This is a genomic window from Pedobacter nutrimenti (genome assembly GCF_032678445.1).
In the GTDB taxonomy this organism is placed as follows: Bacteria; Bacteroidota; Bacteroidia; order Sphingobacteriales; family Sphingobacteriaceae; genus Pedobacter; species Pedobacter nutrimenti_A.
Genome location: NZ_JAVTSQ010000002.1, coordinates 88,356 through 102,634, shown reverse-complemented (window position 1 = coordinate 102,634; position 14,279 = coordinate 88,356). Strand labels below are relative to the sequence as shown.

Sequence of the window (14,279 nt, the reverse complement as noted above, 5' to 3'; positions counted from 1 at the left end):
TATGATCAATAAAGGCAACATTATAAAGATCTCCAGCGGAACCCTGAGAGAAAGTGCAGCCCAGGATTATACGGCTTACGCCAATAATATCCATACCAATGCCGCGAAAAAGATTCTGGAGAATTCCAAAGATGGCATTGTTTACGGAGAACCGGAGAAAATGGCCACCAAAGAAGATGTGGTTAATATTGTTGTCGGTTTATTTTTTGATGGAACAGGAAACAACCGTACCAACATAAACAGGAGAGAAAGCAATTCTCCCATTTATACCGCACATGCCAAACCCTCTTTCTGGCAAGACAATACCAGTTATGAGAATGACCGAACAAATGTAGACCACCTGGAAAAGATGTATAAAAAGGAAAGCCTCTATTTTTCCATTTATATTGAAGGAATTGGTACAACAAATGATGATTACGACAGCTTAAAAGATATGGGCACCGGAGAAGGTTCTACCGGTATCCGGGGTAAGGTTAAAAAATGTTGCGAAGAGCTCGTTAAAACCATCAAGGCCAATACCAAGAAAGATGTGGGCACCTTAACCGTAGATGTTTTTGGCTTTAGCCGGGGAGCCGCTGCGGCCAGAAATTTTGTGCATGAAATCACCCTTCCAAGCGAGGACGATAAACCCGCCAGAGGGCATTTTGGGGAACAGGCAGACAAAAGTAAATTAAAAATAGCCTTTGTACGGATCCGCTTTGCGGGATTATATGATACTGTATCCGCTTATGGCGTTAAACACAGTAATGACCTGGTGGAGCTGGACTTAAATGCCATTAACCGAGCATCCAAGATTGTACATCTGACTGCTGCAGATGAAACCCGTGAAAAATTTGAACTGACTTCTGTAACCACTGGTACTGAACTCTCCCTTCCAGGCGTGCATTCGGACATTGGGGGCAGTTACAGGGATAATGTCAATGAAGAGGTTTCTCTTGCCGAAGAAATGTTATCCCCGATCAACAGGGATAAACTGGTGGCCGCAGAGCGGGACCGGCTTATTGAACAGGGATGGTATACGGGCAGCCAGATGAAGATTCAAAATTCCTATAAACTGACGGGCAACAGGGTATTGAGCAATAAATACAGTTTGATCCCCTTGCACCTGATGTTCGAAATGGGTACTGATCCCTGCCAGTTTGTAGAAGATCTGCTCAGTACTGTTTATAAAATACCTGCAGCACCTTTGAGCAATTCCAAATTGCTTTTAACTGATGTATACACCAGGATAAAGAATTACGCCATCCTAAAAACAGCAGCTCCCTTAGTGTTCAACAGCCGGGGGCAACTGCAGTCTTTAAAAAATATGGTTGATGTTGGAGCCTATCCCGTAGATAAATACAATGCACAAGTGCGGGACCACAATATGCTGATGGAACTTAGAAACAGGTATCTCCACTTTTCTTCCAGCTGGGATGGTGTGGGTAAGGAACCTCATATCAATGATAAGGGAGAAAGAGAAAGAGTGGTTTTTAACCCCAGATCAATTTAAGCCCATGAAACAACTACTTACGTTACTTATTATAGTCAGCTCTTTTACTTTAAGCTCTTGCCAGGAAAAAATGAAAAAATACGATTGGATACCAACAGAATGCGCCCCAGCCAATTACCCCGCACAGATTTATAAGGGTTCTCTTCTCTATGGAGAAAAGGGGAGTATTTATATTCCTGATGGCCGGGCAATCAATTATGGATGGGGAGAAAGCGGATCGGTGAATATTGCAGGGGAGCAGATGAAAGAAGTTCCGCATACACTGGAAATCAGTTGGCTTTCCTTTACAGAAAAGAAAAACTATGGCGGGAAATTTGAACTGGATACCAAAAAAATAGATTCTTTATTTGCTGCGGGTTATCCTGATGATTCTGAAGAAGGAGGAAAGGGGAATTACCACAGTGTTAAAGTGGGAATGGCACCTGGAGGTGATTTGGTTGTCTGGCTCGCCGGATCGAGAAGTAAACAAGTCGAAGTGGGCTTTTTTAAAGCTAAACCCATAGAAAACCTGGATTGGAAGAAGATTTACCCCTCTATGGAGGATGGTATCGGAGCCTATATTGATGTAATTGTTAAAAAACTTCCGGATTCGGTAAAAGAACAAATCGCCGCAGGTAAAATTCCTGTTGGTTACTGGGAAAGTTTAAGAAAAAGGTACAACTGGAAACCGGAAATCCAGACAGATGCCAAAATGTTAAGGATAGACCTGGATTATTTTAACAAGGAAAGAGATTTTGTGTTTGGGCAGGCACTTCAACACCTGAGTGTTAAACCAAATGCAGTGATTGAAGAGCTCAGTGTCTATTGGCTGGATGATCGGAACAGAGAGCTGCGTACTGAACTCAAATTTGATGAACAGGAGGCTTTTGCGGTGTTCTCTAAGATCCCTCAAGGTGAGGAAGCCAGTTTGGTTGTGGTATTGGATAGGACGAAAAAAGATGCGACGGTTCATTTGAAGGTCAAAGACAAAGAAACCCCATTTAAACAAGTTAAAGTGCAGAGTTTTTACAAATAGCCATGGAACAGGTAGAGTTTACAGATCATAATGCATTGAAACTGCTGTTAAAACCACCACATTTTAAACGCAGTTATGGTGTGGTGTATACCTATACTTCAGGAAGTAAAGAAGATACGGTAAAATTTGACCTGGATGTAACCTATGTGAAGACAATTATAGACCGTTCCAGAGTCTTTAAACTGGAAAGGACTTCCCCGGTATATGTCAATGATATCGCACCAGATCTGGTGGCAGATCAGCTGGCTTACGAATGCGGAAAAGTATTTTACCCCCTGCAACTGGAAATTGGTTTTGACGGAAGTTATATGGGGGTATTTAACTATCAGGAGATTCTGTCCAGGTGGAAAGATACCCGGAGCAGTGTTGAAGAATATTTTAAAGGAGAAACCACTGAAAAATATCTGCAGCTCATGGAATTAAGTCTTTCTTCGAAGGAAAAAATGGATCTGATTTTTAGAGATGAACTGTTCTGTGCGGTGTTTTTTTCTCCTGTTTACCGGGCTTATGGTGAGAATTTCCTTCTGGAGACCCATTCAACCTTTCCTATTGGCGGACGCTGCGCCCCGGTTAGATTTAAAGGCACTGCAGAGGTGAACCCATTGTTAAATGCAGCCGGCCATATTGAGATTCAGTACACAGGAGAAGCTGATGACGAACGAACAGCTGGAGATTTGAAGGAAGAACAAAGCTTCCCGATAGAGAGATTGATCAACCAGGACGCATCATCAGTAAAGGGAGATTATACCATAAGATTGGTTCTGGAAAAAGAAACCCGGTCTATACGCTCTCTGGTCGGCAGGTGGAGGCTGGAGCTGGGAGAGGTACAAGAAACGGAACTTAAAATATTTGAATGGCTGGAAGAAGAGGGCCAGCAGCAAATGTTGCAGGAGAATGTCCGTAAAGGCATGGTGTTCCTGGATGGAAACCATGAGCCCAAGGAAAAGAAGATTACAAATCCTTTTAAATTTTTATGGGATTAACCCGGTAAAGGAGCAAAAGATATGGCAGAGAAACATTTAGTTGTAGATGGAGCAATGTGTATGTGCAATTATGGTACAAGTCCGGACACTTTAAAAGTGAAGACGCATAAGCGGGAATATGCCAATGACAAAGATGGCAGCACTAAATATATTGCCAGCAATAAAGACATTGGCCAGACTTTCCAGAAAAACTGCTTTGGATCTTGTTCCATGCAAAGAAACAAACCCTGCAATGCAGTGGTTACGGAATGGAAAGGGTTCTACAAGCACACTACGCTAACCAATGGTGGTAAGATCTTGCTGGAGGACAGCAAAGCAACTTGCCCGATAGGTGGGGCAGACTGCATAAAAATTGTGAAACACGGCCAGATTGCAGAACCGGGGAGCCAGAATTTTAAAAGTGCAGAACCTAAGGTGAGCAAGACCTTAAATCCTGCAGTGGATCCCAGAGAATTAACAGAAGAACCGATAAGTATTGAAGGTATAATCTTTGAATAGTATGCCAAAAGGACCGAAAAGAATAGATTTAGTTGCCGGAGAATATTATTATAAAAAGGCTAGCAATGGAAATGTGATCGTTTTAACTCCGAACGTTGCCCATGCTTTCGAGGTTGTAGAATGGTACCCGGGAACCACCGAGGCACAAAAGAACAGTGTAACCTGGCTGTATGAAGATGCAAAGAGGACCAAGATCCTGATGATTTCCAAAACAGGAGCGCCCTCTCTCCGTGCGTTATCTGTTCCAAAAAAACTATGTGGAAATGTGCCCATGTATTATCTGGAAGCCAGTTTAACGGGCACTATCGATCTGAATGTAAAAACCGGTCTGCTGGTGCGGGGTATCTGTGATCCGCTGATTGTAAAGAGTACCTGGAGTAAATCTTATAAGGGAGAAAATTTAGGTAAAACCCCCATCAATTTCGGCGACGATGTGCATTTAAATGTGCAAACAGAAGGATTAAACGGCCATCGTTTAACGATAAAAGTTTATAAAAGACAAGCACCGCTTAAAGATAAGGATGTTGACGTTTTTAGCAATGTGCTGGTAGAAAATGGGGAGATCAACCTTCAGATCAGAAATACCTATAACTGGTATGCAGATTTAAAATATGGACCTGATGTGCAGGAACTGTATGTTAAAATTACCGACAATCAAAGTGGTGTACTGGTCAAAGACAGTTTTAAACAAGAATACCATGGCCGATATCTGCGGTTAAAAAACAAGGTGAGTACTTCCGCCGTTGCCACCCCGCTGAACCTTACCGTTGCAAAAGTTGGCCCGCCTGCCGAAAATCTGAAACAACCGGACCATTGTAAATTTACCAAAATAGAGATTTCAGATATTGGAAACCCTCCAATCCCTATTTTTGATGAAGGGAAGATCAAATTGAAAGGGTCTATAGATTCAGAGTTCTACCTGGATGAAAAGATCAATTATGAGTTTGATTCCTATAAGGTCCGAAATGAAGATAAAAAGAAGCTCGATAAGATCGCGGAAATTCTGATGAAGATCGCTTTTATACCGGTGGAATTAGGCTCTCATACGGATCGGTTTGGTACACCTGAATACAATATGGCCTTATCTGAAAAAAGAGCGAAGGCGGCTGTAGAATACCTGATCTCAAAGAATGTAGATGCCTCCAGGATCACCGCCAAAGGCTATGGTAAAACCCAGTTGCTCAATGCTGATGAAAAACTCAGTAAACAGGACAGTGTGGTGAACAGGCGAACCACCATCAAACTGAAAATCTTTACTCATAATGCCATGAGTATGGAGTATGAAACCATTGGGCCTGGAAAAAGTAAAGCGAGAGATTTGCCCATCAGGATCTACAGCTTCACCACCGATGGTCTCTGTAATTTTCCATCAAGACCCCACCACAGGTATGTGCCTTATGGGGAATTGGTGCCTAAGAAAGAAGCCCAGGCACTTAAACTGGATGGAAATGAAACCATTCATCCAAAAATCTATTCTCCACTGGATGAAAGAACGCATGCTTATGATTACATCTGGCCGATGGCCCGATCCTATAACAGCTTTTTCTATTATATCAATTCCTGCAGGTATTTCAGCAACCAGGACAAGCATAGTTTGGTGGTTAAAACCTATTCAGACATCAAATGGACATTGTCTTTTTTCCTGAACCTGACCAATGACCTGAGTGTAAAATGGCAAAATCTGCCGCCTGCAGAACATAAAGCCATGCAGAAGAAAGCAGGAAAGGAAGGAGCTGAACGAAGGTGGGAGCAAAAGGATGCTTCTTTTGGCTTCAGCTTAACCAGCGACTGGAACAATAGCGGTGGGAAATATTCAGGCCATGATGAATTCAAGAAAGAACATGAGGGTAAATTCAAGAAGCTGTACAGTCTCTTTTCTTCGCTGAATGCGATTGCAGATGGCGTAACCAATATTACCAAAGGATCTATACGCGAAGTTGGGCTAAAAGGTATACCCATAAAATTTGAAGTGAAGCCACCCAATATGTCTTTAAATGCAACCTGGATGCTGGAACGAGCAAAGAAAGACCATGCACCAATTGCTAAAATAGGTACCGGAATCACCATAGATTTTCAAGCGCATCCGCTCATTGGTCTTACCATCACTATAGATCTTCTTGGAGCTATTGTCGCACTTGGTGCGGCTGCAGTTTCCGGAGGTTCAGCATCGAAACCTGCCCTGGAGTTTTACCAAATGCTGAAGAGCAAACTTAAAACCGGGTTAAAACTTGGGAATGATGATGTCGGCTTCAAAGCCAATATGGATGTGTTCATGGACCTGATCATCAAGAATGAGATACAAACTGATGTTGGCTTTCATTTCAACACTGTTTCAGCCGCTAAAGAAGATACCTTTAAAATTGAAGCTACAAATAAGCTGCAGGTGGCCCTAAAAGCAGGGGTCTTCATTAAAGGAGAATTGTCGATGATGGTGGTGAAGATTAATGGTTATTTTGAAGCTAAGGCTGGTGCAATTGCATCTGTTACTTTTGGACATGGAGTGTACTACGATCAGAAGGGGCTCTATTATAAGCCAAAACTGGGCTTTGATGGTATGGATGCAGACTATGTGATCACGGCTAGTGCAGGTTTAGCTATTAAGAAAGGCATTCCGCAAAATGAAATAGTGAAAGATCAGGAAGGAAAATGGGAAATTGCAAAAGGTAAATTTGATGGGATTGTTCCTAAATTTGATGTCATTGAGAGTTTGGAAGCGGTTACCGGGGTGAGCATAGAAGTTCCCTTAATGAGAAGTTAAAATTAATATAATATATAGATGAAAAGGTCAATTGTATTTATAATGGCAGCAATAATTGGGTATTCAGGTGTGGGTTGCGGAACTTCTAATGGCTCGGGGAAGTCTGCAAATGCAGGGACTGCAACAGATTCAGGAAGTTCAAGCAGTTTTGATCTGTCTGCCCTTACCTTTAAACAGCAGATTCAGGATGTGGTTAAACAAGCTGGGTTAAAAATGGAAGATGGAAACTCCAGCGGATGGACCTTGGCAGGCTATAAAATCTTTGAAAGTACAGATCCTAAAATGCTGCAATTCGATGGGGCAAAACTGGCCGGTAAATCTGGTGATTCTGTAAATAAAGTCTTGATCCACTATGCACTTAAAGACAAGACGGTTAAACTGATAGAAATCAAAGTGTTTTCAGAAGCAGAAATTAAAGCTTTAAGAGACGCTCTGGATAAGAAATTAGGAAAAGCACTTTATCCAAATGATGCATACACAACGGTATTCAGCGATCAGATCCGTTATTTTGAGCGTGCCTGGGCAGATCCGAAAAGTACAACAGGTTATTTCTTTACAGATGCCCTGAATAAACAGGGAAAAGAAGAGGCCGGCCTGGCTATTGTAGATTATTCAGATACGATGATGAGCGAACTGGTTTCTCAGAAAGCCTATACCAGCAGTGTAGAACTGGATGTAGACGCGGTGCTCAAACTGATGAAGACTAAAAAATAATGAAAAGGATATTTGGCATATTAACAATAGGTATGATCTTGAATACGGTACAGGCCCAAACCAAAAAGGACCTGGAAAAGATACCTTACCATACGCCTGTAAAAGAATTTGTAAGTGGCAAAGAGGCTTATGCAGTGACCAGGGAAGACTGGACCTCACTACCTGCCCAGGTTACGGAAGATGTACAGGGTTTTAGTTTTGGTCCGGTATCCTTAACCAATGGGGGCGAATCAGGACCAAAGGATATTCCGGCAACAAGAGCGTCCTTTTTGTTCAGCGATGGCAATCATACGCAAGCTGTAGGGCTGGTACTCCAGGTGGCCAAAGCGGCAGAATCTAAAAAACTCCGGACCTATATCACCGGAAAATATGGAAAAGGAAGTTCCTTCGATGCCCCGAATCCACATGGAGTGGACAGGGATAAAGTGAATGGTTATGCTGCGGTATTATATAAGCTTACAAAAACGAATCAGAGTATGATCGTGGTGGATAATTTCCCCTGGAAGGGGGAGAAACATGTATACACCATTGATGTTTATATTGTGGATAATGATGTTAAAGTAACCGATAAAGGAAATAACGATACGGTTGTAGAAATGATTAAAAAGATCAATAAAAGAAATTAAGCGATGACCCAGCCCTATTATATGCTCGATTTTAGCGCCGGATGCTGCATGTTCCAGATCCGGGTAAATGATATTCCAGTGATGACCCTTGATTTGCCAGGGCAAGCTGCGTCTATCGTTCCCATCAATTTCGGAATTTTGCAAAGTGGTAAACAAACCATAACGGCTACCTTGCTGCCGCATTCCGGTCAAACTACTTTAGATCCGGAAGCCTTGCTGGAATTTGATGTCAAGATGTTTGATGTCCAGAATGACTTTGTTTTTAAAGAGCAGCTGTGCAGTTATACATTTGCCAAAGTAAATCCGGAAAAGAAACTTCCTGTAGAGCGCTATAGAACCGAGTTTATCGCTACAGTGCCTTATCAGCTGAAGGGATGGACAAAAGGGGTGCCCTTGAAGGATGTGGAAGATATGGGAGAAAAACTTAAAGCTGCATATTACCGGGTTGCCAACCTGATCAGTAATAAACATTACGATAGATTCAGGGAAGTGATTCATAACCGGGAACATATTATGACCACCTCTATGTACCTGGATGAAGGCGCTGCACAGGCCAGAATTGAAGGTTTGATCGATGATTTTGAATCGGGCTTTGAAGTAGCTCCTATAGCGGAGAATGCTGTTCTCCAGGTTTATGCAGACGGAAGGGCTGCGGCGCTGAAGAAGCTGAATGGCGAGCCGGCACTTTATCTTGTCAATGAAAAAACCAAGGAAGAACTGATGATTGACCTGATGTTTTATGTTCCTGAAGGTGAAACGGAATTTGAGGTGATTTAAAGGGGGAATTTGTATTTAAATCCATACTTTTATGGGGATAAAGAGCCCATTGCATTTATGAAGAGAATACTACTCGCTGCTTGTATTTTGACATTTTCATTCCCGGTATTTTCCCAGCAGAATGCGGATTATGCCTATAGTATCGGAATAAGGGGATTTAATTATATGCAAATGCCCAAGATCCTGAACCAGTCCAACTCAGACAATTACCTGAAATCTTATTTCAACAGTGTGTTGCTTAAGTTTAACGACAACCTGTTTAGCTACCGGATCAACGGAAGTTACTTAAAAAAAGATGACCAGTTCTTCAACAATTGTGAAAATTGTGAGCTGGTTAAAGGACAGATGAAAGATTATGCCTTTAAACTGGGTTTTGAAAAAAACTTCAGTTATACCGCTATTCAGCCTTATTTCGCCTTAGATTTAGGCTATAGGTCAAATAAATTTACAGGAACTTCAATGACGGTTAATCCGGATAAATTGGCTCAGTATGATGCAATTAGCAGTTCTGTGCCTGCAAATAACGTGACGGCAACTAAAGAAGGCTTTACAATTTCGCCGGTTTTAGGAATAAAATTTAATCCTATCAAAGAGATTTCTATCTTTGCCGAAAGCAATCTGGAATTCTTTTATTCCTATGAGCGACAGGAAACAATCACTCAGGATGCATCAAATACGCGCTCTCTCAGCAAATTTCGTAAAGGTGAGTATTTAATTAATCCGGTATCGGTTGGTATCCAAATACATTTGGTGAACAAAAATTAATGGAAAATATTCTAATCATCGGGAGCGGAGGGCAACTGGGACAATGTCTTCAGGAAGTAGTTCAATCCTCTGCACAGACCTTCAACTTCGTGTTCTTAACAGAGCAGGACCTGGACATTACCAATTTGCAACATACACAACAAGTCTTTGAACAATACAAACCTGTCTACTGTATCAATTGTGCAGCATATACAGCAGTAGATCAGGCAGAGGACGACCAGGCATTGGCTTATGAGATCAACGAGCATGCGGTAAAGCGCATTGCAGAAACCTGCGCCCAGCATCAAACGACTTTAATCCACATCTCCACAGATTTTGTATTTGATGGTAGAGTTGGAATTCCTTTAACCGAAGAAGCACAGGCAGGTCCAATTAATATTTATGGACTCTCTAAGCTTAAAGGCGAGCGGGCTTTAACCGAAGCTTTAGACCGTTATTTTATTCTTCGCACCAGCTGGTTATATTCAGAAAAGGCGAATAACTTTTGCAAAACCATGCTTAAACTGGCGCAAGTGAAAGAACATTTGCAGGTGATTTCAGACCAGGTGGGTACACCTACCTATGCCATGGATCTGGCCAGGGTAATTTTGCATATAATACATACTTCCAACACCCAATACGGGATTTATCATTACAGCAACGAGGGCGTGGCTTCCTGGTACGATTTTGCGAAAGCTATTTTTGAGCTTGCAGAGGTCGATATCGAAGTGACACCTGTAAATTCAGATGCTTTTGTAACCAAGGCTAAGAGGCCTCATTATTCTGTAATGGACAAAACGAAGATAAAAAAGGTTTTAGGGATTACAATTCCTTACTGGAGAGACAGTTTGATTCAATGTCTGAATCATTTGTAGCGTCAAAGGGAATGGTTTCGTTTACAGTGGAATACCTGTTGCCTAAAATTCAACAAAAATAAATATTCTTATATTCGCAGATTAAATTTATTATAATTTTCTATGAAAGTTGCTTTAATTACAGGAGTTACTGGTCAGGACGGCGCATATCTTGCAGAGTTCCTATTAAAAAAGGGATACTTTGTACATGGTCTTAAAAGACGTTCTTCCCTTTTTAATACAGACCGTATTGACCACCTGTACCAGGATCAGCATGAAAATGGAGTGAATTTTAAACTGCATTTTGGTGACCTGACCGATTCTACCAATTTAATCCGCATCATTCAGGAAACACAGCCAGATGAAATCTATAACCTGGCGGCGATGAGCCATGTACATGTGAGCTTTGAAATGCCGGAATATACGGCCAATGCCGATGGGATAGGAACTTTAAGGTTGCTGGAAGCGGTAAGGATCTTAGGATTAGAAAAGAAAACAAGGATCTATCAGGCCTCTACTTCAGAGCTGTACGGATTGGTTCAGGCTGTTCCACAAAGTGAAACGACACCTTTCTATCCACGTTCACCTTATGCAGTAGCCAAGATCTATGGGTATTGGATTACGGTAAACTATCGTGAGGCCTATAATATGTTTGCCTGCAATGGAATCTTGTTTAACCATGAGAGCCCGTTAAGGGGAGAAACTTTTGTAACCCGTAAAATTACACGTGCAGCAGCTAAGATCGCTTTAGGTCTGCAAAATTGCCTGTACCTGGGTAATTTGTCTGCTCAGCGCGATTGGGGACATGCAAAAGATTATATTGAAGCCATGTGGCTGATCCTCCAACAAGATAAAGCAGAAGATTACGTTATTGCTACAGGAATTACGACAACCGTCCGGGATTTTGTAAGAATGAGTTTTGCAGAACTAGGCATTGACATAGAATTCTCCGGAAAAGATGAAAATGAAAAAGGAGTGGTGATTGATGTAGACCAGCAAAAAGTGAAAGAATTGGGACTGAATGACATTTACCTGAAACCAGGTACAACGGTTGTCAAAGTAGATCCAAAATATTTTAGACCTACGGAAGTAGATTTATTGCTGGGAGATCCAACCAAATCTAAAACACAATTGGGCTGGTCTCCAAAATACGATCTGCCTGCATTGGTGAAAGATATGGTAGTTTCCGATCTGCACCTAATGAAAAAAGATGAATACTTGAAGGACGGCGGATTTAAGACGCTGAACTATTTTGAATAATATATATTACAAATGCCCGATCTAATCGGATACCTATGAAAAGAACATTTACCCTATTTCTCCTTTTAATAATAAGTTGTTTGGTTTTTACAAGCCGGCTTTCGGCCCAAACGACAACGAATTATACCAATGTCAAAGTAGACGAACTGTCTGATGCGCAGATCCGGCAGATGATGGAAAGAGCAGAATCTGTGGGTTATACCGATGCACAGCTGGAACAAATGGCTGCGGCGCAGGGAATGAAATCGGATGAGATTCTGAAATTACGGGCAAGGGTAGAGAAGATCAGGAAACAAAATCCAGATTCCACAACAGGTGCGGGTTCAAAGAAGAAAACAGATCAGGGAGATGATACCGAAGACAGTCGTCAATATCTGGGTGACAAGAATCAGGGAAAGAAAAAGAAGGACTCTCTTGATCAAGCAAACTTACTGCAAAAGGATTTAATGGGTATTGTTAAGCCTAAAATATTTGGTTCTGAGTTGTTTAAGAATAGCGAAATTACTTTTGAACCGAATTTAAGAATGGCCACGCCCAGAAGTTATGTGATCGGGCCGGATGATGAATTGTTAATTGATTTGACTGGAGATAATGAGGCAAATTACCGTTTAAAGGTTAGCCCTGACGGCACCATTCGTTTACAATATGTTGGTTTGGTTTCTGTAGCAGGTTTGTCTATGGAGCAGGCGAGTTCCAAATTGAGGGGGCTAATGTCTAAAACCTATCCTGCATTGCGTTCCGGACGTTCCAATGTAACGGTTAATTTAGGCAATATCAGAAGTATTAAAGTTGTTTTAACAGGAGAGGTGGTTAAGCCAGGTACCTATACTTTACCTTCTTTAGCCACCGTATTTAATGCATTATATGCTTCGGGTGGCCCGAATGACAATGGATCTTTCCGTAATATCCAGGTAATCCGCAACAACAGGATTGTAAGTACAATTGATGCCTATGACTTCCTGGTGAACGGGATTCAAAAAGGAAATATACGCTTACAAGATCAGGATGTGATCAACATCCCGGTATATAAAACACGTGTAGAAATTATAGGTGAAATTAAAAGATCTGCTTTGTACGAAGTAGTAAAAGGGGAAGCTTTTCAAAATGTACTGGATTTCGCCGGTGGCTTTAACATGCAAGCTTATACTGCCAAGGTTAAAGTTTTCCAGAATACGGCTAAAGAAAGACGTTTAACGGATATAGCTGCTGCAGAGTTCAGCACATACACACCTAAGAATGGAGATAAATATGTGGTAGAAGGTATTCTTGATCGCTTTGAGAACCGCGTGGAAATCATTGGCGCAGTATTTCGTCCGGGTCAGTATGAATTGGATAAAGGGTTAACCTTAAAGGGATTGATTAAAAAGGCGGATGGTTTAACAGAAGATGCCTTTTTGAACAGGGGCTATATCAGTCGCTTAAATCCCGACAATACACAAGCCTTGATCTCTTTTGATGTGGCTAAAATTGTTGCCGGTACAGATGGAGATATTTCTTTGCAAAGGGAAGATAAGATCACCATATCGTCTTTATTTGACTTGAGGGATGAATATAAAGTAAGCATCCAGGGAGAAGTGAGAGCGCCAGGTTCATTTGACTACGCAGAGAATATGAACCTCGAAGATGTGATACAAATGGCCGGAGGCTTTAAAGAAGGGGCTACGCCTAATCGCATTGAAATTTCCAGGCGGATCAAAAATAGCGATGCAACTTCTGCGTCAGCAAGAACTGCAGAGGTGTTTACAGTGAATGTAGATCAGAATCTGAAGTTAGGGGAGAACTTTGTATTGAAGCCATTTGATGTGATCTCTGTTCGTAGTTCAGAGGGTTATCAGGTACAGAAACAAGTAAAATTGGAAGGAGAAGTACTTTATCCAGGTATTTATACCATTACGAATAAGAATGAGAGGATCTCGGATCTAATCAAAAGGGCCGGAGGCTTAACGCCTATTGCTTATGTCGCTGGAGCTTCGTTAAAAAGACCAGGCGCGGAAAAGGTAAATCCTAAAGATAAAAATGCGATCAACGATAAAGAGGAGGAAGATAAGAAGTTTCTAGGGTTGAAACGCGCACAACAGGCTGGAGTTAAGGATACGCTAAAAGCGGAAGTAGAGCAAAAACTAATTCAATCTGACTTAGTAGGGATTGATCTGGAAAAGATTCTTAAAAAACCATTATCCAAGATTGACTTGATTGTGGAAGATGGTGATGTAATTCGTGTTCCTCGGCAGCTGCAAACTGTTAAAGTAACTGGCGAGGTGTTAAATCCAAATAGTATTGTTTATACATCTAGTAGAGGTTTTAAAGATTATGTGAACGGTGCAGGTGGATTCACCAGTAATGCTTTGAAAAGTGGTGCATATATCAAGTATGCAAATGGATCTGTTGAAGGGGCGAAGAAGTTTTTGTTCTTTAACAATTATCCAAGGGTAAAACCCGGTGCTGAGATATTGGTGCCAAAGCGTGCGGAAAGAGAGCGTTTGACAGCGCAGAGTTGGATTGGAATAGGTACGGCTGTAGCTTCATTGGCAGCGATTGTAGTAAGTTTGTTAAGGTAG

Annotated in this window: 12 protein-coding genes; all 12 read left to right on the top strand. The window is 41.6% G+C overall.

Features of this window, described 5'->3' with window-relative positions; all coding sequences use genetic code 11:
- Position 1: 1 nt before the first annotated feature.
- The 12 genes from R2S08_RS03155 (at position 2) to R2S08_RS03100 (ending at position 14,279) form a co-directional block, all read left to right on the top strand.
- Complete coding sequence (locus R2S08_RS03155) at positions 2–1,492, top strand: DUF2235 domain-containing protein (RefSeq protein ID WP_316833835.1); 1,491 nt, start codon at positions 2–4, stop codon at positions 1,490–1,492.
- Between the two features lie 70 nt (positions 1,493–1,562).
- Positions 1,563–2,507, top strand: coding sequence for a DUF2931 family protein (locus R2S08_RS03150; RefSeq protein ID WP_316833834.1), 945 nt, complete (start codon positions 1,563–1,565; stop codon positions 2,505–2,507).
- Positions 2,508–2,509: 2 nt separating this feature from the next.
- Positions 2,510–3,490, top strand: a complete 981-nt coding sequence (locus R2S08_RS03145) for a hypothetical protein (protein ID WP_316833833.1) — start codon at positions 2,510–2,512, stop codon at positions 3,488–3,490.
- Between the two features lie 21 nt (positions 3,491–3,511).
- Positions 3,512–3,988, top strand: coding sequence for a DUF4280 domain-containing protein (locus tag R2S08_RS03140; protein ID WP_316833832.1), 477 nt, complete (start codon positions 3,512–3,514; stop codon positions 3,986–3,988).
- Between the two features lies 1 nt (position 3,989).
- On the top strand, positions 3,990–6,746 hold the full coding sequence (locus R2S08_RS03135) for an OmpA family protein (RefSeq protein ID WP_316833831.1): 2,757 nt from the start codon (positions 3,990–3,992) through the stop codon (positions 6,744–6,746).
- A 42-nt stretch (positions 6,747–6,788) separates the two neighbouring features.
- Complete coding sequence (locus tag R2S08_RS03130) at positions 6,789–7,460, top strand: hypothetical protein (protein ID WP_316833830.1); 672 nt, start codon at positions 6,789–6,791, stop codon at positions 7,458–7,460.
- Complete coding sequence (locus tag R2S08_RS03125; RefSeq protein WP_316833829.1) at positions 7,460–8,086, top strand: hypothetical protein; 627 nt, start codon at positions 7,460–7,462, stop codon at positions 8,084–8,086. The genes R2S08_RS03130 and R2S08_RS03125 overlap by 1 nt, the downstream gene beginning before the upstream one ends.
- A 3-nt stretch (positions 8,087–8,089) precedes the next feature.
- Complete coding sequence (locus tag R2S08_RS03120; protein WP_316833828.1) at positions 8,090–8,863, top strand: hypothetical protein; 774 nt, start codon at positions 8,090–8,092, stop codon at positions 8,861–8,863.
- 57 nt (positions 8,864–8,920) lie between these two features.
- Positions 8,921–9,628, top strand: coding sequence for an outer membrane beta-barrel protein (locus R2S08_RS03115; protein WP_133779374.1), 708 nt, complete (start codon positions 8,921–8,923; stop codon positions 9,626–9,628).
- Complete coding sequence (rfbD, locus tag R2S08_RS03110) at positions 9,628–10,482, top strand: dTDP-4-dehydrorhamnose reductase (protein ID WP_316833827.1); 855 nt, start codon at positions 9,628–9,630, stop codon at positions 10,480–10,482. The genes R2S08_RS03115 and rfbD overlap by 1 nt, the downstream gene beginning before the upstream one ends.
- A 102-nt stretch (positions 10,483–10,584) precedes the next feature.
- Positions 10,585–11,721: a GDP-mannose 4,6-dehydratase gene (gene gmd, locus R2S08_RS03105; RefSeq protein ID WP_316833826.1), complete on the top strand. Its 1,137-nt coding sequence runs from the start codon at positions 10,585–10,587 to the stop codon at positions 11,719–11,721.
- Positions 11,722–11,756: 35 nt separating this feature from the next.
- Positions 11,757–14,279 (top strand): SLBB domain-containing protein, encoded by a 2,523-nt coding sequence (locus R2S08_RS03100; RefSeq protein ID WP_316833825.1) that lies wholly within the window; start codon positions 11,757–11,759, stop codon positions 14,277–14,279.

Coding starts and splice junctions, on each gene's coding strand:
- R2S08_RS03155 (WP_316833835.1), top strand. CDS start 2: ATGATCAATAAAGGCAACATTATAAAGATCTCCAGCGGAACCCTGAGA.
- R2S08_RS03150 (WP_316833834.1), top strand. CDS start 1,563: ATGAAAAAATACGATTGGATACCAACAGAATGCGCCCCAGCCAATTAC.
- R2S08_RS03145 (WP_316833833.1), top strand. CDS start 2,510: ATGGAACAGGTAGAGTTTACAGATCATAATGCATTGAAACTGCTGTTA.
- R2S08_RS03140 (WP_316833832.1), top strand. CDS start 3,512: ATGGCAGAGAAACATTTAGTTGTAGATGGAGCAATGTGTATGTGCAAT.
- R2S08_RS03135 (WP_316833831.1), top strand. CDS start 3,990: ATGCCAAAAGGACCGAAAAGAATAGATTTAGTTGCCGGAGAATATTAT.
- R2S08_RS03130 (WP_316833830.1), top strand. CDS start 6,789: ATGGCAGCAATAATTGGGTATTCAGGTGTGGGTTGCGGAACTTCTAAT.
- R2S08_RS03125 (WP_316833829.1), top strand. CDS start 7,460: ATGAAAAGGATATTTGGCATATTAACAATAGGTATGATCTTGAATACG.
- R2S08_RS03120 (WP_316833828.1), top strand. CDS start 8,090: ATGACCCAGCCCTATTATATGCTCGATTTTAGCGCCGGATGCTGCATG.
- R2S08_RS03115 (WP_133779374.1), top strand. CDS start 8,921: ATGAAGAGAATACTACTCGCTGCTTGTATTTTGACATTTTCATTCCCG.
- rfbD (WP_316833827.1), top strand. CDS start 9,628: ATGGAAAATATTCTAATCATCGGGAGCGGAGGGCAACTGGGACAATGT.
- gmd (WP_316833826.1), top strand. CDS start 10,585: ATGAAAGTTGCTTTAATTACAGGAGTTACTGGTCAGGACGGCGCATAT.
- R2S08_RS03100 (WP_316833825.1), top strand. CDS start 11,757: ATGAAAAGAACATTTACCCTATTTCTCCTTTTAATAATAAGTTGTTTG.